Annotated in this window: 17 protein-coding genes and 1 tRNA gene; 9 read left to right on the top strand and 9 right to left on the bottom strand. The window is 66.8% G+C overall.

Annotation, left to right across the window (positions count from 1 at the left end; all coding sequences use genetic code 11):
• Positions 1-9: 9 nt before the first annotated feature.
• The 6 genes from B215_RS19635 to B215_RS0106420 all read right to left on the bottom strand — a co-directional run bounded on the left by B215_RS19635 (position 10) and on the right by B215_RS0106420 (position 7,665).
• Positions 10-324: an Arm DNA-binding domain-containing protein gene (locus B215_RS19635; protein WP_019368819.1), complete on the bottom strand. Its 315-nt coding sequence runs from the start codon at positions 322-324 to the stop codon at positions 10-12.
• 196 nt (positions 325-520) lie between these two features.
• A tRNA-Gly gene (locus B215_RS0106440) sits at positions 521-594 on the bottom strand.
• Between the two features lie 38 nt (positions 595-632).
• Complete coding sequence (locus tag B215_RS0106435) at positions 633-2,123, bottom strand: efflux transporter outer membrane subunit (RefSeq protein WP_019368818.1); 1,491 nt, start codon at positions 2,121-2,123, stop codon at positions 633-635.
• Positions 2,120-5,317 (bottom strand): efflux RND transporter permease subunit, encoded by a 3,198-nt coding sequence (locus B215_RS0106430; protein WP_019368817.1) that lies wholly within the window; start codon positions 5,315-5,317, stop codon positions 2,120-2,122. The genes B215_RS0106435 and B215_RS0106430 overlap by 4 nt, the downstream gene beginning before the upstream one ends.
• Before the next feature lie 5 nt (positions 5,318-5,322).
• Positions 5,323-6,522, bottom strand: a complete 1,200-nt coding sequence (locus tag B215_RS0106425; RefSeq protein WP_019368816.1) for an efflux RND transporter periplasmic adaptor subunit — start codon at positions 6,520-6,522, stop codon at positions 5,323-5,325.
• Positions 6,523-6,738: 216 nt separating this feature from the next.
• A complete protein-coding gene (locus tag B215_RS0106420) occupies positions 6,739-7,665 on the bottom strand; it encodes a Gfo/Idh/MocA family protein (protein ID WP_019368815.1) in 927 nt (308 codons plus the stop codon).
• Between the two features lie 101 nt (positions 7,666-7,766).
• Here B215_RS0106420 and B215_RS0106415 point away from each other — a divergent pair, with 101 nt between their 5' ends.
• Positions 7,767-9,563 (top strand): IlvD/Edd family dehydratase, encoded by a 1,797-nt coding sequence (locus B215_RS0106415; protein WP_019368814.1) that lies wholly within the window; start codon positions 7,767-7,769, stop codon positions 9,561-9,563.
• A 7-nt stretch (positions 9,564-9,570) separates the two neighbouring features.
• On the opposite strand, the gene B215_RS0106410 is transcribed toward B215_RS0106415, so the two are convergent.
• Positions 9,571-9,951 carry a winged helix-turn-helix transcriptional regulator gene (locus B215_RS0106410; protein ID WP_026009021.1) on the bottom strand — a complete coding sequence of 127 codons (381 nt, stop codon included), beginning with the start codon at positions 9,949-9,951 and terminating at the stop codon, positions 9,571-9,573.
• A 99-nt stretch (positions 9,952-10,050) separates the two neighbouring features.
• Between B215_RS0106410 and B215_RS0106405 the strand changes: the two genes are divergently transcribed.
• Complete coding sequence (locus tag B215_RS0106405; RefSeq protein WP_019368812.1) at positions 10,051-11,112, top strand: SDR family oxidoreductase; 1,062 nt, start codon at positions 10,051-10,053, stop codon at positions 11,110-11,112.
• Here B215_RS0106405 and B215_RS0106400 read toward each other — a convergent pair.
• Entirely contained in the window at positions 11,109-11,852 is a 744-nt protein-coding gene (locus B215_RS0106400; RefSeq protein ID WP_026009020.1) for a FadR/GntR family transcriptional regulator, read from the bottom strand. The genes B215_RS0106405 and B215_RS0106400 overlap by 4 nt on opposite strands.
• 173 nt (positions 11,853-12,025) lie before the next feature.
• Between B215_RS0106400 and B215_RS0106395 the strand changes: the two genes are divergently transcribed.
• The 6 genes from B215_RS0106395 to B215_RS22130 all read left to right on the top strand — a co-directional run bounded on the left by B215_RS0106395 (position 12,026) and on the right by B215_RS22130 (position 17,976).
• Positions 12,026-12,904: a 2-dehydro-3-deoxygalactonokinase gene (locus B215_RS0106395; RefSeq protein WP_019368810.1), complete on the top strand. Its 879-nt coding sequence runs from the start codon at positions 12,026-12,028 to the stop codon at positions 12,902-12,904.
• Positions 12,901-13,524 (top strand): 2-dehydro-3-deoxy-6-phosphogalactonate aldolase, encoded by a 624-nt coding sequence (locus B215_RS0106390; RefSeq protein WP_019368809.1) that lies wholly within the window; start codon positions 12,901-12,903, stop codon positions 13,522-13,524. Before B215_RS0106395 ends, B215_RS0106390 begins: the two co-directional genes overlap by 4 nt.
• Positions 13,525-13,634: 110 nt before the next feature.
• Positions 13,635-14,885, top strand: a complete 1,251-nt coding sequence (gene hisS / locus B215_RS0106385) for a histidine--tRNA ligase (RefSeq protein ID WP_019368808.1) — start codon at positions 13,635-13,637, stop codon at positions 14,883-14,885.
• Positions 14,882-15,955, top strand: coding sequence for a peptide chain release factor 1 (gene prfA / locus B215_RS0106380; protein WP_019368807.1), 1,074 nt, complete (start codon positions 14,882-14,884; stop codon positions 15,953-15,955). Before hisS ends, prfA begins: the two co-directional genes overlap by 4 nt.
• 135 nt (positions 15,956-16,090) lie before the next feature.
• Complete coding sequence (gene prmC, locus B215_RS0106375) at positions 16,091-16,915, top strand: peptide chain release factor N(5)-glutamine methyltransferase (protein ID WP_019368806.1); 825 nt, start codon at positions 16,091-16,093, stop codon at positions 16,913-16,915.
• Between the two features lie 263 nt (positions 16,916-17,178).
• Positions 17,179-17,976, top strand: coding sequence for a DUF4167 domain-containing protein (locus B215_RS22130; protein WP_019368805.1), 798 nt, complete (start codon positions 17,179-17,181; stop codon positions 17,974-17,976).
• An 85-nt stretch (positions 17,977-18,061) separates the two neighbouring features.
• Here the strand turns inward: B215_RS22130 and B215_RS0106365 are convergent, their stop codons facing one another.
• Positions 18,062-18,358, bottom strand: a complete 297-nt coding sequence (locus tag B215_RS0106365) for a hypothetical protein (RefSeq protein ID WP_026009018.1) — start codon at positions 18,356-18,358, stop codon at positions 18,062-18,064.
• Positions 18,359-18,427: 69 nt separating this feature from the next.
• On the opposite strand from B215_RS0106365, the gene B215_RS0106360 reads away from it, so the two are divergent.
• Positions 18,428-18,856: a CBS domain-containing protein gene (locus B215_RS0106360; protein ID WP_019368803.1), complete on the top strand. Its 429-nt coding sequence runs from the start codon at positions 18,428-18,430 to the stop codon at positions 18,854-18,856.
• The last annotated feature ends 207 nt before the right edge of the window (positions 18,857-19,063 follow it).

Below are 19,063 nucleotides of genomic sequence, written 5' to 3'. Positions count from 1 at the left end.
GGGAATCCCTCACCGATTCAGTGCGGTCGAAATCCGCTCTAGCGTTTCGTTCCGGGCTTTCTCCCGCTGCCGCTCCAAGGCGGGGTACTTTCCCTCGGCAAGGAGATCGCGCGCCTCATCGCGAAGATCACGCGCGTCGCGCAGGCTTACCTCCGGGTACGAGCCGAAACTGAGCTTCTTTTCGATGCCGTGGCGTTTGTATTTCATGCGCCAGAGGCGGGAGCCAGATGGCGATACGACCAAAAAAAGGCCGAGCCCGTCATAGAGCTTGTACGCCCTGTCGAGGGTCTTGGCCTTACGAATTGCGATATCGCTCAGAGCCATGGTTCGGGCCTTTCGTCGCGAGGGGCCACAGCCGTGGGGCCTCGTGCCAAATTTAGGCCCGAAATCTTCGAAAACAGGCCCCACTTGCGCGTGCGCTTTCATGGGACGGGACGAGCGATCACGAGCCGGACGACCCGAAAATACCGCAGATTTCCGCGGTTTACAAAGCTCTGTGGGATGTCGTGAGATCGGAAATTGGAGCGGGTAGCGGGAATCGAACCCGCGTATTCAGCTTGGAAGGCTGCTGCACTACCATTGTGCTATACCCGCCCAACCGGAATGCGCCTGCCACAAGCAGGGGCGTGCGGTCAACTGCCTGTGCTGCGGGCAGTTCCGCCGGTCGCCGCTGGTTGCGGCCCCTGCGCCGTCGCGTCGAGCTGCGAATCGCCGCCCAGCGATCGATAGAGATCGACGAGGTTCGTCGCTGCCGTCAGCCGCACCGTTACCAGCTGCCGCTGCGCCGTATAGAGCGAACGCTGCGCATCCAGGCTTTGCAGGAAGGTGTCGATCCCGCCGCGATAGCGCGCCGTAGCCAGCCGATAGGTGTCGGCCGCGGCATCGGCCTGAAGCTGGGTCGCGCGCAGCTGGGCATCGATGGTGCCGCGCGTGGCCAGCGCGTTGGCCACGTCGCGAAAGGCGGTCTGGATCGCGCGTTCGTAGCTGGCGACCGCCGCTTGTTGCTGCGCCTCGCTCAACTGCACCGTGGCGCGCGCCGCGCCGCCGCGGAAGATCGAATAGCTGCCGGTTCCGCCCGCCTGCCAGGTGAACGCGTCGCCATCGAACAGGCTGGACAGCGCGGTGCTTGCGAAACCGAGCACGGTGGTAAGGCTGATGCGCGGGAACAGCGCCGCCCGCGCCGCGCCGATCTGCGCATTGGCGGCACGCAGCTGATATTCGGCCTGCACCACATCCGGCCGGCGCAGCAGGATACTCGAATCGAGGCCGGCCGGGATCGCCGCGATGCTGGGAGCGGCCTGTTCGATCGAGGCGGGGAGCAACGCCGGATCGATCTCCGAGCCGGCGAGCAGCCGCAGCGCATTGACGTCCTGCGCCAGCGCCGCCGTTTGCCGGGCCACATCATTCTGCGCGGTGGCGAGCGTCTGTTCGGCCTGGCGCAGATCGGTGCGGGGAGCGATTCCGCCCTGCAGCCGGGCGCGGGTCAGGCGCACGCTGTCTTCGGCGCTCGCGGCGGTCTGCTGCGCCACCGCCAGCAGGCTGGCGTCCGAAGCATAGTTGAGCCAGGCGGTGGCGATATCGCCCACCAGCGTCAGCCGCGTCGCGCGCGCACCGGCTTCGGTCGCGAAATAATTGTTCTGCTCCACCCGCGTCAGCGAAGCGAGGCGGCCGAATAGGTCGAGCTCGAAGCCGGTGATCCCGGCCTGGGTGGAATAGTTGGTACGCAGCCCGCCGCCGACATTGCCGACATTGCCGCCCGTGCCCGTGTTGTTGCCCACATTGTTCGCATTGCCGCGACGTTCGGTGATGCCCAGGCTGGCGTCGACCTGCGGGAACTGCGCGCCGCGCTGGATGCGATATTGCGCGCGTGCCGCCGCGATGTTCGCCGCCGCTACCCTGAGGTCGCGATTATTGGCGAGTGCCTGTTCGATTAGCGTCTGCAGCCGCGCGTCGCGGAACACGTCGCGCCAGTTCACCGTCGGCAGCGCCGCCTCGCTCTGCCGCAGATAGGCATCGCCCACCGGCCAGCTGACGGGGATGGGCGCTTCGGGGCGGACATCCTTCGGCGCCATCGAGCAGCCGGCGAGCGCCGTGGTGGCGAGCAGGATCAGCGCGCGCTTCATGCCTGGGCCTCCGGAGCAGTGCGGCCGCGGCGGCTGCGCAGCGCGGTCAGGCCATCGCGCACGCCGCGGCGGACGAGCACGAAGAACAGCGGGATGTAGAAGATGGCGAGGATCGTCGCCGTCAGCATGCCGCCGATCACCGAGGTGCCGATCGCGATGCGGCTGTTGGCGCCTGCGCCGGTGGAGATCGCCAGCGGCAGCACGCCGAAGATGAAGGCAAGGCTGGTCATCAGGATCGGGCGGAGACGGATGCGTGCCGCGTCCAGTGCCGCCTCGATCACGCGCTTGCCCTGCTTCTCCGCCTGCTCGGCGAATTCGATCATCAGGATCGCGTTCTTGGCGGCGAGACCCATCGTCGTCAGCAGGCCGATTTGCAGATAGACGTCGTTTTGCAGCCCACGCAGCGTCACCGCGAAGATCGCGCCCACCAGGCCGAGCGGGATGACGAGCAGCACCGCGATCGGCACCGACCAGCTTTCGTACAGCGCGGCAAGGCATAGAAACACGACCAGCAGCGACACGCTGTACAGCAACGGCGCTTGGCCGGAAGACAGGCGCTCCTGATAGGATAGCCCGGCCCAGGCGATGCTAGTGCCCGGTATCTGGGCGGCCAGCTCGGCAATACGCTGCATCGCGTCACCCGAGCTCTTGCCCGGCGCCGCCTGGCCGTTCAGCTCGAACGACTGCACGCCGTTGAACCGCGCCATGGACGTGGGCGCCGTCGCCCAGCTGGTGGAGGCGAAGGAGGAGAAGGGGGCCATCTGGCCATCGCTGCCCCGCACGAACCATTGCGCGAGATCGCTCGGTTCGGAGCGATAAGGCGCGTCGCCCTGCACATAGACGCGCTTCACCCGGCCGCGATCGATGAAATCGTTGACGTAGCGGCCACCCCAAGCGGTCGACAGCGTCGAATTGACGTCGGCCTGCGACAGTCCCAGCGTCGCCAGCTTCTGCTGGTCCAGATCGACCTTCAGCGTGGCGACGTCTGGCAGGTCGCTCAGCCGTACCTGCGCGAGCGTCGGATCGGCATTGGCCATGGCGAGCAGCTTGTCGCGCGCGGCGAGGAACTGCTCGCGCGGCATTCCGCTCGAATTGAGCAGCTCCATGGTGAAGCCGGTCGACTGGCCCAGGCCGCGGATCGCCGGCGGGACCAGCGCGAAGACCTGCGCGTCGCGGAAGTTGCGGAAGGCGCTGGCCGCCCGGGCGACGATGCCGTCGGCGCTGTTTTCCTTGCCCTCGCGGTTGGACCAGTTGGTGAGGTTGATGAAGCCCTGCCCGGTATTCTGCCCGTTCACACCCCCGCCGCCGCCGCCCGAGACGGAGAACATGACCGCGACGTTCTTTGCTTCCTGCGTCAGGAAGTATTTTTCCACCGCCAGCTGAATTTCCTTGGTACGCGACATGGTGGCGCCAGCCGGCAGACGAAACTGCACCGACGCCGCGCCCTGGTCCTCGGTCGGCAGGAAGCCGGTGGGCAGGCGCACGAACATCAGCACCAGCAGCGCACAGACCGCGAGGTAGATCAGCAGGAAGATCCATTTGCGATCGACCACCGCCTGCACCGCGCGGGTGTAGCGATCGACGCCGCGATCGAAGCCGTTGTTGAACTTGGTCTTGGCGGTGCTCAGGCCGCGGCCGATCCAGGGGAAGCGGCGCGCCATCCAGGTTTCTTCCAGGTCCTTTTCCTGGTTTTTCTGCTTGAGCAGCGTGGCGGTCAGCGCCGGGCTCAGCACCAGCGCGACGAGCACCGATAGTACCATCGCCGAGACGATCGTGACCGAGAACTGGCGATAGATCACGCCGGTCGAGCCGCCGAAAAACGCCATCGGCAGGAACACCGCGGAGAGGACGAGCGCGATCGCGACCAGCGCCACCTGGATTTCGTCCATAGAGCGGATCGTCGCCTCGCGCGGCGTCATCTCCGGATTCTCTTCCATCAGCCGCTCGACATTCTCGACGACGACGATGGCATCGTCGACGAGCAGGCCGATGGCGAGGACGAGACCGAACAGGGTCAGCGTGTTGATCGAGAAGCCGAGCGCGTAGAACACGCCGAACGTGCCGAGCAGCACCACCGGCACCGCGATCGCCGGGATCAGCGTGGCGCGCCAGCTCTGCAGGAACACGAACATCACGATGACGACGAGGACGATCGCCTCGATCAGCGTCTTCACCACCTCTTCGATCGAGAGTTTGATGAAGCCGGTGGTGTCGTTGGCATAGGCGAATTTGAAGCCGGCGGGGAACGTCTTCGCGGCGGCTTCCACCTGTGCCTTCACCAGATCGGCGGTCTTCAGCGCGTCCGCGCCGGGCGACAGCGAGATGGCGAGGCCGGCGCCGGGATGGCCGTTGATCCGGCTGGAGGAGTTGTAGTTGTCCGAGCCGAGCTCGACGCGCGCGACGTCGCGCAGCTTCACCGCCGCGCCGGTGGCGTCGGTCTTGACGATGATGTTGGCGAATTGCTCCGGCGTCTGCAGCCGCGACTGCGAGGTGACGGTGGCGTTGAGCATCTGCTCCTGCGGCATCGGCTGGCCGCCCAGCTCGCCGGCGGCGATCTCGGTATTCTGCGCCTGGATCGCGGTGATGATGTCGTTCGGAATCAGCCCGTAGCTGGAAAGCCGCGCGGGGTTGAGCCAGATGCGCATCGCATAGGGCGCGCCGAACACGTTGGTGTCGCCCACGCCTTCGATGCGCGACAGCGGATCCTGCAGGTTCGAGGCCAGCCAGTCCGACACGTCGAGATTGGTGCGCTTGTCGGTTTCGTCATAGACGCCGACGATCATCAGGAAGTCGGGATTGGACTTGGTGACGGTCAGGCCCTGCTGCTGCACCTGGCTTGGCAGGCGGGACAGCGCCTGCTGCACCTTGTTCTGCACCTGCACCTGGGCAATGTCCGGGTTCGTACCCTTCTCGAAGGTCGCCGAGATCGTGACCTGGCCGCGCGAAGTGGACGAGCTGCTGAAATAGAGCAGCCCGTCGATGCCGCTCAGCTGCTGCTCGATCACCTGCGTGACGCTGTTCTGCACCGTCTCCGCCGAGGCACCGGGATAGGTGGCGCGGATGTTGACCTGGGGCGGCGCGATGTCCGGATATTGCGCGATGGGTAGCGAGAAGATCGCCGCCAGGCCCATCAGCATGACGATGATGGCAAGCACCCAGGCGAAGATCGGCCGATCGATAAAGATGCGCGACATGGGGCTTAGCCCGCCTTGGCCTGGCTGCCGCCCTTGGCCGGTTCGATCTTCTGCGGCGCGTTCGCCGGTACCGGCTTGATGTCGATGTCCGGCCGAAGGTTGGCGGTGCCCTGCACGATTACCTTATCTCCGCGCGCCAAGCCTTGAGTTACCACCCAATTCTGCCCGATCGTGCGTTCCGCAACGACGGTTCTTGCCACCGCCTTGTTGCCCGGCCCGACGACATAGACGGTGGCATTACCCTTGGCATCACGCGACACGCCCGCCTGCGGCACCAGATACGCCTGGGTATCGATCGCCTGGGCGAACATCGCGCGCACGAACATGCCCGGCAGCAGAATGTTCTGCGGATTGGGGAAGCGGGCGCGCAGGGTGACGGTGCCGGTATTCTGGTTGACGATCACCTCGGTGAACTCGACGGTGCCGGTGGCGCCGTAATCGCTGCCGTCCTCCAGCTTCAGGCGCACGGTGGCGGTGGCAGGGCTGATCCCGTCCCGCGCCAGCGCCCGGCGCAGCGCGAGCATGTCGGCGCTCGATTGCTGGATGTCGACGAAGATAGGGTCGAGCCGCTCGATCACCGCCAGCGGATCGGCCTGGTTGGCGGTGACCAGCGCCCCTTCGGTGAACAGAGAACGGCCGATGCGGCCGGTGATCGGGGCGGGCACGCGAGTGAACCGCAGGTTGATCTGCGCGGTCTGCAGCGCGGCGCGGTTCTGCGCCACCTGCGCGCTGGCCTGGCGCGCCGTGGCCACCGCGTCGGTATAATCCTGCTGGCTCACCGCCTCCATCTGCGCGAGCGGCTTGTATCGATCGGCGCGCACACGCGCAGCCTCCAGCGTGGCCTGGGCGTTCTGCAGATTGGCCGCGGCTTGGGCGACGCTGGCGCGGTAGAGGCTGGGATCGATCTGGTACAGCGTCTCGCCCTTCCGGACGATCGCGCCTTCCTGGAAGAAGCGGCGTTGGACAATGCCGGCAACCTGCGGTCGAACCTGCGACATTTGATAGGGGGTAACGCGGCCGGCAAGCTCGACCGTCATCGGCACGCTGGTCGGCTGCACCACGACATAGCCCACCTGCGGCGGACCGGACGGGCCCCTGCGGCCTCCCTGCTGCCCTGCGCTGTTTCCCGCGCCGCACGAGGCGAGGAGAAGGGCCGACGCAAGGACGATCAGGCCCGAACGGCGATAGCTGGTCGGTGCGTTCAAATTTCAGAACCCGCTTAGGGGCGGCCCGAGGAATGCCGGACCACCGGTCACTGCCAAACTCGCCATTAGATGGCACGTTTCCGCAGTGCCACAAAAGAGTTGTCGCAAAATATGTCGAAAGACGTAGCGCCTTAGTGCGGGTTGATCATAAGCGGAGGTTGGCGCCGGCACCCGCGTCCTCCAACCTTGGCGGAAGGACGCGGACACCGGCGGAATTCAGAAGGCGAATGTCTCGCCGATTGCGCGTTCGCCGACCAGAAAGGCATCTGCCACCAGCTGGAGCGGACGCACATCGACGTCGCTTGTCCCTGCCGCGACCAGCTCCGCGAAGCGCGCATATAGACGAGCATATTCGCGATCCGGCGCCTTCTGCTCTTCTTCGCCGGGCAGCTGGAGGATGCTGCCGCCCATGCCGAGGCGTAGCGTGCCGGCATCGGTGTCCACTTCTATGTCCCAAGTCTGCGGCCCGGTCTGGAGGAAGTCGAAATCGGCGGTCACGGGGGCACCGCCGCTGCGCATGTGCAGCTTTGCGCGAAGTGGCGACGCGCGGCCTTCGGGCACTTCCATCCATGCCTGGTCGAGTAGCAGCGCGTCCGGCAGGATCTTGGTCGCGATCGACAGTGCGTTGATGCCCGGATCGAACACGCCGAAGCCGCCGGCGGCCAGGATCCACTCCTGCCCGGGATGCCAGCGGCGGATATCTTCGCGCCAGGTGATGCGGGCCGCCGAGATGTGCTTGCCGGCGAGCCAGTCCTTGGCGGGCTCGACGCCAGCCGCCTCGCGCGAATGCCAGGTGGTGAACAGCGTGACACCCTTGGCGTGGGCGCGCTCTTTAAGATCGAAGATTTCGGTGAGCGTCGCGGCTGGCGGCTTCTCCAGCATCACGTTCAGTCCAGCCTCGATGGCGATGCGAGCCTGGTCGTAGCGGCCTTCGGGTGGGGTGCAGAGCGAGACGGCGGTGAGAGCATGCCCGCCGGCGATCAGCGATTCCATGTCCTTGTGCGCTGCAACACCGTCGACAGACGCATTGCGGCTGGCGGTAGCGACGAGTTCGAAGCGATCGTCTCCCGCCAGTGCCGGTAGATGCTGATCGCGGGCAATCTTGCCGATCCCGACGAGGCCAAGACGAATCCGCTCCGACATTTTCACGCCATCCTTTTATAAGATATATATGCTTCCTATGGGCACGAGTGGCGGTTATCAAGTCACGCTACGCCGCCCACTATACCCGTAGCGGAGGAATCATGACCGAAGAAGCTGGAACTCATCGTGCGCCGCTGCGCTCCCGGGCGTGGTTCGACAATCCCGATAACCCCGACATGACCGCGCTCTATGTCGAGCGTTACCTCAACTTCGGGCTGAGCCTGGAGGAGCTGCAATCGGGCAAGCCGATCATCGGCATCGCCCAGACGGGCAGCGACCTCTCGCCCTGCAATCGCCACCATCTCGAACTCGCCAAGCGGGTGCGCGAGGGGATTCGCGACGCTGGCGGCATCGCCATCGAATTCCCCACGCATCCGATCCAGGAAACCGGCAAGCGCCCGACCGCGGGGCTCGACCGCAACCTCGCCTATCTCAGCCTGGTCGAGACGCTGTACGGCTACCCGATCGACGGCGTGGTGCTGACGATCGGCTGCGACAAGACGACCCCAGCCTGCCTGATGGCCGCGGCGACCGTGAACATCCCCGCGATCGCGCTGTCGGTCGGCCCGATGCTCAACGGCTGGTTCAAGGGCGAGCGCACCGGATCGGGCACGATCGTGTGGAAGGCGCGCGAGATGCTCGCGGCGGGCGAGATCGACTACAAGGGCTTCATCCAGCTCGTCGCCTCGTCGGCGCCGTCGACCGGCTGGTGCAACACCATGGGTACCGCCACGACGATGAACTCGATGGCCGAGGCACTCGGCATGTCGCTGCCCGGCTCGGCGGCGATCCCCGCGCCGTACCGCGACCGTGCCGAATGCGCCTATCGCACCGGCCTCCAGATCGTCGAAATGACGCTGGCCGATCGCAAGCCCAGCGACGTGCTGACCCGCGAGGCCTTCCTCAACGCGATCCGCGTCAACTCCGCGATCGGCGGCTCGACCAACGCGCCCATTCACCTCAACGCGATCGCCCGCCACATCGGCGTCGAGCTGACCTTGGAAGACTGGGAATCCTACGGCGCCGACGTGCCGCTGCTGGTGAACCTCCAGCCGGCGGGAAAATATCTCGGCGAGGATTTCTACCGCGCCGGCGGCGTGCCCGCGGTGATGGGCGAACTGTACCGTGCCGGGCTGCTCCACAACGATGCGCTTACCGTCAACGGCCGCACCATCGGCGAGAATATCGGCACCGCCGAGATCGAGGACGACGACGTGATCCGCCCGCTCGCCACGCCGCTGCGGGCGGCGGCGGGGCTTACTGTCCTGTCGGGTAATCTTTTCGACAATGCGGTGATGAAGCTGAGTGTGATCTCCGATGAATTCCGCGCGCGCTACCTGTCCAACCCGGACGATCCCGGCGCGTTCGAAGGCACCGCCTTCGTGTTCGACGGGCCCGAGGATTACCACCACCGCATCGACGATCCCGCGCTCGGCATCGACGAGAACAGCATCCTGATCATGCGCGGGGCCGGGCCGGTCGGTTATCCGGGCGGCGCCGAGGTGGTGAACATGCGCCCGCCGGTGGCGCTGATCCAGGCGGGCGTGCATGCACTGCCCTGCCTGGGCGACGGCCGCCAGTCGGGCACCAGCGGGAGCCCCTCGATCCTCAATGCGGCGCCCGAGGCGGCAGTCGGCGGCGGGCTCGCGCTGGTCCGCACCGGCGACCGCATCCGCATCGATCTCAACACGCGCTCGGCGAACATGCTGGTCAGCGACGAGGAATTGGCACAGCGCCGCGCGGGCCTGGGCATCGACTATGTGCCGGAATCGCAGACGCCGTGGCAGGAGATCCATCGCGGGCTGGTCGGCCAGTTCGACGGCGGCGCGGTGTTCGAGAATGCGGTGAAGTATCAGCGCATCGCCCAGACCAAGGGTCTGCCGCGCGACAGCCACTAAAAGGGGATCAGGCGCGACGAGCGGTGGGCCGGCTGCCGAGCTGGTCGAGCGCATCCGCATTGTCGCGCCCCCAGGCATAGAGAAGTTCGACCGGCTCGACGAACCGGTCGCCCAGCGGTGTCAGCCGGTATTCCACTGCCGGCGGCACCGCGTGCTGCACGATCCGGTCGACCAGCCCCACTTCCTCCATCTCGCGCAGCGTCTGGGTCAGCATCTTCTTGGAGATGCCGGGCAGGCTGCGCAGCAGCACGCCGCTCCGCGCGGCCCCGCCGTGCCGGGCGTGGAGCGTGTGCAGCACCATGCTAGTCCATTTGGTGGCGAACAGCGCCAGCACGCGCCGCGGTGCGCAATCCTCCCGCCACTCCGAATCCGCCGTGCCTGGCCGCATATGTGGGTACCTTCTGGTGCCTAGGTTCCGATTTGGTGCCGTCTAGAAGCCGTGCGCGCGGCTGCCTAGCTCGGCCTCCAACGCTTTATGGAGGCAGAAATGGCCAAGACGGCTTTGGTGGTAGGCGCAAGCGGCATCGTCGGCAGCGCCACGGCGGACCTGCTGGTCGCGCAGGGCTGGACGGTGCACGGGCTGGCGCGCCGGCCGGTGGAACAGACGAGCGTAGCGCCGGTCGTCGCGGACCTCACCGATGCAGCGGCGACCGCGCAGGCGCTGCAGGATGTGAACCCGGACGCGGTGTTCATCACCACCTGGCTGCGGCAGGACAGCGAGGCGGAGAATATCCGGGTCAATTCGGCGATGGTGCGCAACCTGCTCGATGGGCTGCCCAAGCCCAAGGGCCCGCGCCACGTCGCGCTGGTCACCGGGCTCAAACATTATCTCGGGCCGTTCGAGGCGTACGGGAAGGGCAGCCTGCCGCAGACGCCGTTCCGCGAGGAGCAGGGCCGGCTCGACGTCGACAATTTCTATTATGCCCAGGAAGACGAGGTCTTCGCCGCCGCCGAGCGCGACGGCTTCACCTGGAGCGTGCACCGCCCGCACACGGTGATCGGCAAGGCGGTCGGCAATGCGATGAACATGGGCACCACGCTCGCGGTATATGCGACCTTGTGCCGCGAGACCGGCCGTCCGTTCCGCTTCCCGGGCTCGGCGGCGCAGTGGAGCGGGCTCACCGACATGACCGATGCAGGCCAGCTCGCCCGGCACCTGGTCTGGGCGGCAGAGACGCCCGCGGCGGCGAACGAGGCGTTCAACGTCGTCAATGGCGACGTCTTTCGCTGGCAATGGATGTGGGGGTGCATCGCCGAATGGTTCGGTCTGGAGCCGGCGCCGTTCGACGGGACGGTGCAGCCGCTCGAACAGCAGATGGCGGGCGATGCGGAGCTGTGGCGCGCCATCGCCGAGCGGGAGGGATTGGCCGAGCCGAACCTCGCGCGCCTCGCGTCGCCCTGGCACACCGATGCCGATCTGGGCCGGCCGATCGAAGTCGTCACCGACATGTCGAAGAGTCGCCGGATGGGCTTCACCGCCTATCAGCCGACCGACGACGCCTTCTTCGCGTTGTTCGAGCGGCTGCGCGCCGACCGGCTGATCCCTTAGGCGGCGGCTTCGGCCGCCTCCACCGTGTCGATCAGCTCGACCACGTCGCCGATCAGCGTGCGCATCGCGGTGCGCGCGCGCGCCGGATCCTTTGCGGCGATCGCATCGCGCACCGCGGCGTGATCGCTCACGCTGGCGGTGCGGCCCTTGATCCGATTGGTGAAGCGAATCGACGTGCGCAGCGCCGTCGCCACCATTTCGCGAAACTGCGCATAGAAGGGATTGCCCGAAGCGCGCAGCACCGCGACATGGAAGGCGATGTCGGCATCGAGCGTGTCGTCCAGCCCGCGCTCGGCCGCCTCCATGCGGGCGAGGCCGGCCGAGATCTGCCGCAAATCCGCCTCGGTGCCGAATTGCGCCGCCAGTGCCGCTGCTTCGGGTTCGATCGCGATGCGCAACTGGCTGAACTGGCGCAGCAGCTCGACCGAGAATTGTCGTTCGAGCAGCCAGCGCAGCACATCGGTGTCGAACAGGTTCCATGAAGAGGCCGGCTGCACCACCGTGCCCTGGCGAGGGCGCGCGCTGAGCAGGCCCTTGGCGGTGAGCATCTTCACCGCTTCGCGCGTGACCGATCGGCTGACGCCGTGCTGCTTGGCCAGCTCCGCCTCGGTGGGGAAGGGCTCCCGCTCATAGCGGCCGGTGACGATCGCCCGGCCCAGCGAATCGAGCAGGCCATAGGTGAGGTTGCGGCCTAGCCCGGAACGGATATCTTCGCGTGGAGACGAAAAGGACGTGGACATGCTCGTTGCTGCTTCCTGTTCTTTCGCATGGCGCATCGTGCGCAACCGACGTAGCGGCAGACTACTCCAGCCGCGCTTCTGGACAACCCCGATAAATCGGATAAATGAACCACGCGCTACGTGCGCCAAAACGCGCGTGAACAGCAACGTTAGCCGCTGAAAAGGTAGCCGGCATGGTACAGCGTTTTTCGGGCCCCTTTCTTGCGGTCGACTGGGGCACGACCAATCGCCGCGTCTTCCGGATCGAAGGCGGCAGCGTCACGCATACCGAACGCGATGACAAGGGCGTTACCGCTGTCAGCGACTTCGCGGCGGAAGCGGCGGGGATTCGTGCGCGGCACGGCGACTTGCCGCTGCTGATGGCGGGCATGGTGGGCGCCAATATCGGCTGGGCGACGGCGCCCTATGTCGCAGCACCGGCCGGCATCGCCGAACTGGCGGCGGGTCTGCTGTGGGTGGAGGAGCGTAGCGCGATCGTGCCGGGTGTTTCGACGATGGTCACCGGCCGGCCCGATGTGATGCGCGGCGAGGAGGTGCAGCTGCTGGGCGCGGTGCGCGCAGGGCTGGCGCCTGCCGACGCCTTGCTCGTCCAGCCGGGCACGCATTGCAAATGGGTCGAGATGGTGGATGGCCGCATCGCCGATTTTACCACCGCGATGACCGGCGAGCTGTTCGCCACGCTACGCAAGCACGGCCTGCTCGCCGCGCAGCTGGGCGGCGAGGTCCATGTCGGCCCCGCTTTTCATGCAGGCGTGGAGGAGGGGCGCAAGCGCGACCTTGCGGCATCGCTGTTCGGCATCCGCGCGGCCAAGATGCTGGGTGTCCGCGACGATGAAGATGCCGCCGCCTTCGCCAGTGGTCTGCTGATCGGCAGCGACGTTGCCGCCAGGCTCGCGCATGCCGGGCACGACACGGTCCATATCCTTGCCGACCCGATGCTGGGCGGCCTCTATGCCGCGGCGATTGCCGCGCACGGCCGGCAGCCGGTGATCGCCAGCAGCCATGACGCGTTCCTCGCCGGAATCCTTGCCATTGCGGAGCATATTGCATGAGCCACATCGCCGAATTCGACGCCGCCTTCGCCCGCTGTCCGCTGATCGCGATCCTGCGCGGGGTGACTCCCGACGAAGTGGAGGACATTGGCGACGAGTTGGTCGCGGCGGGCTTTACCCTGATCGAGGTGCCGATGAACTCGCCCGATCCACTGGAAAGCGTCGCGCGTCTCGCCAAGCGCTTTGCCGGTAGGGCGGTAATCGGCGCGGGCACGGTGCTCAAGGTCGAGCAGGTGCAGGCAGTGGCCGATGCCGGCGGCACGATGATCATCTCGCCCAATGCCAATCTCGAGGTGATCCGTGCCAGCGCGGCGGCGGATCTCGTCTCGCTGCCGGGTATCGCGACGCCCAGCGAGGCCTTCGCCGCATTGGATGCAGGCGCAACCGCGCTCAAGCTGTTCCCGGCCGAGGCGGCGAGCCCCACGGTGCTGAAGGCGATGCGCGCGGTGCTGCCCAAGGACGCGCGCGTCCTGCCGGTCGGCGGCATCGCGCCCGACAATATGGGGCCCTGGACGGCGGCGGGTGCCGCCGGCTTCGGCCTCGGCTCGGCGCTGTACAAGGTCGGGCTGAGCGCGGGTCAGGTCGGTGCCAACGCGCGAGCTTTCGTCGCGGCGCTCTGATCCTTGTTCCCCCTCCCGCTTGCGGGAGGGGCTAGGGGGAGGGGGCACCGCGTGCCTTCCCATCGGGCACATTGCCCCCCGCCCCAAACCGGCCTAATAGCCGCGCCCAAATGGCACGTATCCAGACCCCCCAGCGCATCCGGGGCACCCAGGACATTTTCGGCGAAGACCAGCGGCGTTTCGCCGCGGTGCTCGAGAAGTTCGACCAGGTGCGCAAGCTCTATTGCTTCCAGCGGCTCGAGATCCCGATCTTCGAGGCGACGGGCGTGTTCGCCCGCTCGATGGGCGAGACCTCGGACGTCGTCTCCAAGGAGATGTACACCTTCGAGGATCGCGGCGGCGATTCGATCACGCTGCGCCCCGAATTCACCGCCGGCATCGCGCGGGCCTATATCAGCGAGGGGTGGCAGCAGTTCGCGCCGCTGAAGCTCGCGACCTCGGGCCCGGTGTTCCGCTACGAGCGCCCGCAAAAGGGCCGCTATCGCCAGTTCCACCAGATCGACGCCGAAATCCTCGGCGCGCCCGAACCCGCCGCCGATGTCGAGCTGCTGGTGCTGGCCGACCAGCTGCTCAAGGAGCTCGGCATCGCCGAGGGCGTGACGCTGCAGCTCAACACGCTGGGCGATGCCGCGACCCGCGACGCCTGGCGCACCGCGCTGGTCGCGCATTTCGAGGCGCACAAGGGCGACCTCTCCGAGGACAGCCTGGCGCGGCTGGAAAAGAACCCGCTGCGCATCCTCGATTCGAAGGACCCGCGCGACCGCCCGATCGCCGACAGCGCGCCGGACATCGATGCCTATCTGACCGACGAAGCCGCCGCCTTCTTCAAGGCGGTGACCGACGGGCTGGATGCGGCCGGCGTCGCCTGGACGCGCAACGCGCGGCTGGTGCGTGGGCTCGACTACTACCGCCACACCGCGTTCGAGTTCGTCACCGATCGGCTGGGCGCGCAGGGCACGGTGCTGGCCGGCGGCCGCTATGACGGGCTGATCGGCTCGCTCGGCGGCCCCGAGACGGCGGGCGTGGGCTGGGCGGCCGGCGTCGAGCGGCTGGCAATGCTGATCGAGGAGCCCAAGGCGGCGGCGATCCAGGTCTATGTCGTGGTCGAGGACGATCGCGTGCAGGCGGACGGCGTGCGCGCTGTCGCCGCGCTGCGCCGCGCCGGGCTGGCGGCCGAGTTGCTCGCCACCGGTTCGCCGCGCAAGCGGTTCGACAAGGCGGTGAAGAGCAACCCCGACGCGCTGCTCTCGCTGGGCGTCGCGGACGGTGCCACGTCGAAGCGGCTCAAGGTCAATGTCGGCGACGCCGCTGCGATCGAAGCCGTGCTCGGCAGCATTGCCTGGGGCGGCCCGACCGAATGACCCGCATCCCGCCGGACCGCATCGCGGCGATCGAGGCGCGGCGCGACGAGTTGCAGGCGCTGATGGCGTCGGGCGAACTCGGCGGCGACCGCTTCGTCCAGGTCTCGAAGGAATATGCCGAGATCGAGCCGGTAGCCGTGGCGGCGGGCAAGGTCCGGCAGTTGCGCGCCGAGGGCCAGTCGCTCCAGCAGATGACGCAGGACGCCGATGACGAGCTGCGCGCGATGGCGGTGGAGGAACTCCGCGCCAACGAAGGCACACTTGCCGAGGCCGAACGCAAGCTCGCGCTGGCGCTGCTCCCCAAGGATGCGGCCGACGAGCGCCCCGCGCTGCTCGAAATCCGTGCCGGCGTGGGCGGCGACGAGGCCGCGCTGTTCGCGGGCGACTTGCTCCGCATGTACCAGCGCTATGCCGATCGGCTCGGCTGGCGGACCGAGCTGATCTCGGCCAGCACGTCCGAAGCGGGCGGCTACAAAGAAGTCGTGGTCGGCATCACCGGCACCGGCGTGTTCGCCAAGCTCAAGTTCGAGAGCGGCGTTCACCGGGTCCAGCGCGTCCCCGCCACCGAGGCAGGCGGGCGCATCCACACCTCCGCCGCCACCGTCGCGGTGCTGCCCGAGGCGGAAGAGGCCGACGTGCAGATCGACGACAAGGATCTGCGCATCGACATCTACCGCGCCTCCGGCCCCGGCGGCCAGGGGGTCAACACCACCGACAGCGCGGTGCGGATCACGCACTTGCCCACCGGCATCGTCGTGATCCAGCAGGATGAGCGCTCGCAGCACAAGAACAAGGCCAAGGCGATGAAGGTGCTCCGCACCCGCCTGTACGAGGCCGAGCGCGAGCGGCTGGCGGCCGAGCGCGTCGGCGCGCGGCGCTCGATGGTGGGTTCGGGCGATCGTTCGGAGCGGATCCGGACGTATAATTTCCCGCAGGGCCGGGTGACCGATCACCGGATCAACCTGACGCTGCACCGGCTGCCCGAGATCCTGGAAGGCGAGCTCGACGAGCTGGTCGGCGCGCTGGTCTCGCAGGACGAGGCCGACCGGCTTGCCCAGTTGGATGGCTGAGATCCTCCCGGGCACGGGGAGCTCGGTGGAAGGGGGGCTCCGCACCGGAGTCCCTCGCTGCGATCCTCCTCCAACAGGTGCTGGCGCACATCGTCCCCCTTTTCGTTCCGGGGAGGATCTTGGGGCTGCCGCGTCGTGAGCACGCGTTCCATTAGGGCAGTCCTAGCCGACGCCGCCCGCCAACTCGAAACCGTCTCCGACACCCCCCGGCTCGATGCCGAGCTGCTGATGGCGCACGCGCTCGGCACGACGCGCGACCTGCTGCTGCTCGGCCGCCTGGACGATCCAGCGCCAGAGACGTTCGCCGCCTTTATCGCCCGCCGCCTGGGCCACGAGCCGATTGCCTATATCACCGGCACCCGCGCCTTCTGGACGATCGATCTCGCGGTCGGTCCCGGTGTGCTGATCCCGCGCCCGGACAGCGAGACGCTGATCGAGACAGCGGTGGAGTGGTTTTCTCCGCGCGCGCCGCAGCGCATCCTCGATCTCGGCACCGGACCCGGCACGCTGTTGCTGGCGGCGCTCGCCGAATGGCCGCAGGCGCAGGGTCTTGGCGTCGATGCGTCGCAAGTCGCGCTCGCATTCGCCCGGCGCAATGCCGAAGCGTTGGGCATGGCAGACCGCGCCGCGTTCCAGCTGGGCGACTGGACGGCAGGTCTCACCGGGCCGTTCGACCTGATTCTCGCCAATCCCCCCTATATCGGCACCGGCGAGCCGCTGCCGCCGCAGGTGCTGGACCATGAACCGGCGGAAGCGTTGTTCGCCGGTGCAGACGGGCTCGAGGATTATCGCCGCATCGTGCCGGCGCTGCCCGGCCTGCTCGCGCCCGGCGGTGCCGCGATCCTCGAGATCGGCTGGACCCAGGCTGCAGCCGTTTCTTCGCTCGCAAAGGAACAGGGCATGGCCCCGCGCGTCTATAAAGACATGGGTGGACGGCCGCGCGTGGTCCGGCTGACTTGAAATCGCGCGCGTTCGTCCCATATTTCCGCTTGGAGATTGGTACGCCAGCGGCTAGAAGAAGGCCGGGGCGAGGCACCTTCAACCAAGTTGTTGAAATAAAGGGCTGAGGCCCGACTCCATGGTCATGTGCGCCGCTGCAGTCCGGCGGCCGTGGCAGGCGGGAAGCGTCGGGCGATCCGGGGCTCTCCGCAAATGTAACCCTGCATCCGGAACCTCGATGAATCGACGGACGGCTTTGTTAAAGACAGGACACTGAGACCTTGATGAACAATCGTCAGGCCGGCCGCCGTCGCGGCCGGGGCGGGCAGCAACAGCGCCAGGGCGGCAACGCGAATAATCAGGGCAATGGCAGTCGCATCGATAACCGTGCCCGTGGCAATGCCGCACAGTTGCTCGAGAAGTACAAGAATCTCGCTCGCGATGCCCAGATGCAGGGTGATCGGGTCAACGCAGAATATTATCTCCAGTTCGCGGACCATTATTTCCGCGTGCTGAACGAGAATCGCTCGCGCTTCGAAGAGCAGAACCAGCAGCGCCGCCAGCGCGAAGGTTTCGACGGGGACGAGGAAGAGTTCGAGCTGGAAGGTGAATCCGCCCGCGAGGACGAGCAGGATGCTCCGCGCCAGCACCAGCCGCAGCAACGCCGCGAACGCGAACCGCGTTTCGAACGCGAGCCGCGCGAGCACCGCGAAGGCCGTGAAGCGCGCGAACCTCGCGAAGCGCGCGAAGATCGGCGCAACGGGCGCGGCACCGGCGCGGTGCATGGGAACGTCAACGGCAATGTGCAGCCCGCCGAGGCGGTCGTAGAGTCTGTCGCACCGGCGCCCGCGCAGCTTCCGCTCGTCGCGGACGAGGCCGGCGAAGCACCTGCGCCGCGCCGCCGCGGTCGTCCCCGGCGCGAACAGCCCGCCAACGAAGCCGAAGCGCCGCAGGGCATCGATCTCGCGGTACTGCCGCCGGCGATCGGCGCCGAGGCCGCATCGGCAGAGGAAGAGGCGCCGAAGAAGCCGCGTCGCCGCCGTACGACGAAGACCGACGAGGTCGAAGCGCCCGCCGCCTGAACCCGGCCATCGCTCACTTTACAGAAAAGGCCCGCTTCCCTGGAGGAGGCGGGCCTTTTTCGTTGTCCGGCCACGGTGCGGTGCGTCAGTCGATATCCACTTCGTCCTTCAGCGGATCCTCGACCTGCGCATCATGGCCGGTGCCCGAGCTGAGAAACATCAGCCCCATCAGCGCCGCAGCCATCATCACCGTCAGGAAGACACCAAAGAAGGTCGCGATCGCGGTCACGATCCGCAGTTCGCCCATGCTGGCATAGAGCCAATATTCCGCAGCTCCGGCGGCGAGGAGCGCGACCAGGGCCATCCAGGCGAGCACGCGTCGAAACCTCCGCCACGCAAAGGCAGCATACTCGGGATCGTCGAGTCCGGATGGTTGCTCCATGGTTTTGCAACTTGGGACGAATCGTGGGATAAACAACGCCTAAAAAATGACGCCATAGGAGAGAATGCGATGAGCATCGCGGCAATCCTCGAAGGCAAGGGGCGGGACGTCGTGTCCATCGCCTCTACCAGCACCGTCGCGGAAGCGATCCGGCTGCTCGCGGCGCGCAAGATCGGCGCCGTTCCCGTATTGCAGAATGGACAAGTGGTCGGGATCTTCTCCGAACGTGATGTGATCCACTGCCTAGAGCGGGAAGGCGCGTTGGGCCTCGAACTCCCCGTTTCACGCGTGATGACCGCGCCGGCAATCACCGTAGGTCGCGACGAAGGTGTACTCGGCGCGCTTGCGCTGATGACCCGTCGCCGCATCCGCCATCTGCCCGTGATGGATGGCGACGCCTGTATCGGCTTTATATCGATCGGCGATCTGGTGAAGTACCGCATCGACCGGATCGAATCCGAAGCAGAGGCAATGCGCGCATATATACAGACCGCGTGACTCAGTGGGCGAAAGGGGCGACCCAAACGCGCGATCGTCGCCCTCTTCGCTCCGATTCCATGTGATTTGAGGGGATTTCGGGGGCTGATTCGACGATTCTCCGGACGATTCGGCGGCGGCAACGCGCTGGTGAGTGGTTGGTTGCTGATAAAAAATCCTTTCTTATCAGCTACTTACCTATCTTCTGGGATAAAAACGCCATAAAAG

Origin of the sequence: Sphingomonas sp. ATCC 31555 (assembly GCF_000282895.1) — a bacterium.
Classification (GTDB): domain Bacteria; phylum Pseudomonadota; class Alphaproteobacteria; order Sphingomonadales; family Sphingomonadaceae; genus Sphingomonas.
The sequence above is the reverse complement of the archived record's forward strand: the minus strand, read 5'-3'. Positions and strand labels throughout refer to the sequence as shown.

What these genes read in the sequence shown, in the direction of transcription:
- B215_RS19635 (WP_019368819.1), bottom strand. Translation starts at nt 324, where the DNA reads ATGGCTCTGAGCGATATCGCAATTCGTAAGGCCAAGACCCTCGACAGG.
- B215_RS0106435 (WP_019368818.1), bottom strand. Translation starts at nt 2,123, where the DNA reads ATGAAGCGCGCGCTGATCCTGCTCGCCACCACGGCGCTCGCCGGCTGC.
- B215_RS0106430 (WP_019368817.1), bottom strand. Translation starts at nt 5,317, where the DNA reads ATGTCGCGCATCTTTATCGATCGGCCGATCTTCGCCTGGGTGCTTGCC.
- B215_RS0106420 (WP_019368815.1), bottom strand. Translation starts at nt 7,665, where the DNA reads ATGTCGGAGCGGATTCGTCTTGGCCTCGTCGGGATCGGCAAGATTGCC.
- B215_RS0106415 (WP_019368814.1), top strand. Translation starts at nt 7,767, where the DNA reads ATGACCGAAGAAGCTGGAACTCATCGTGCGCCGCTGCGCTCCCGGGCG.
- B215_RS0106410 (WP_026009021.1), bottom strand. Translation starts at nt 9,951, where the DNA reads ATGCGGCCAGGCACGGCGGATTCGGAGTGGCGGGAGGATTGCGCACCG.
- B215_RS0106405 (WP_019368812.1), top strand. Translation starts at nt 10,051, where the DNA reads ATGGCCAAGACGGCTTTGGTGGTAGGCGCAAGCGGCATCGTCGGCAGC.
- B215_RS0106400 (WP_026009020.1), bottom strand. Translation starts at nt 11,852, where the DNA reads ATGTCCACGTCCTTTTCGTCTCCACGCGAAGATATCCGTTCCGGGCTA.
- B215_RS0106395 (WP_019368810.1), top strand. Translation starts at nt 12,026, where the DNA reads ATGGTACAGCGTTTTTCGGGCCCCTTTCTTGCGGTCGACTGGGGCACG.
- B215_RS0106390 (WP_019368809.1), top strand. Translation starts at nt 12,901, where the DNA reads ATGAGCCACATCGCCGAATTCGACGCCGCCTTCGCCCGCTGTCCGCTG.
- hisS (WP_019368808.1), top strand. Translation starts at nt 13,635, where the DNA reads ATGGCACGTATCCAGACCCCCCAGCGCATCCGGGGCACCCAGGACATT.
- prfA (WP_019368807.1), top strand. Translation starts at nt 14,882, where the DNA reads ATGACCCGCATCCCGCCGGACCGCATCGCGGCGATCGAGGCGCGGCGC.
- B215_RS22130 (WP_019368805.1), top strand. Translation starts at nt 17,179, where the DNA reads ATGAACAATCGTCAGGCCGGCCGCCGTCGCGGCCGGGGCGGGCAGCAA.
- B215_RS0106365 (WP_026009018.1), bottom strand. Translation starts at nt 18,358, where the DNA reads ATGGAGCAACCATCCGGACTCGACGATCCCGAGTATGCTGCCTTTGCG.
- B215_RS0106360 (WP_019368803.1), top strand. Translation starts at nt 18,428, where the DNA reads ATGAGCATCGCGGCAATCCTCGAAGGCAAGGGGCGGGACGTCGTGTCC.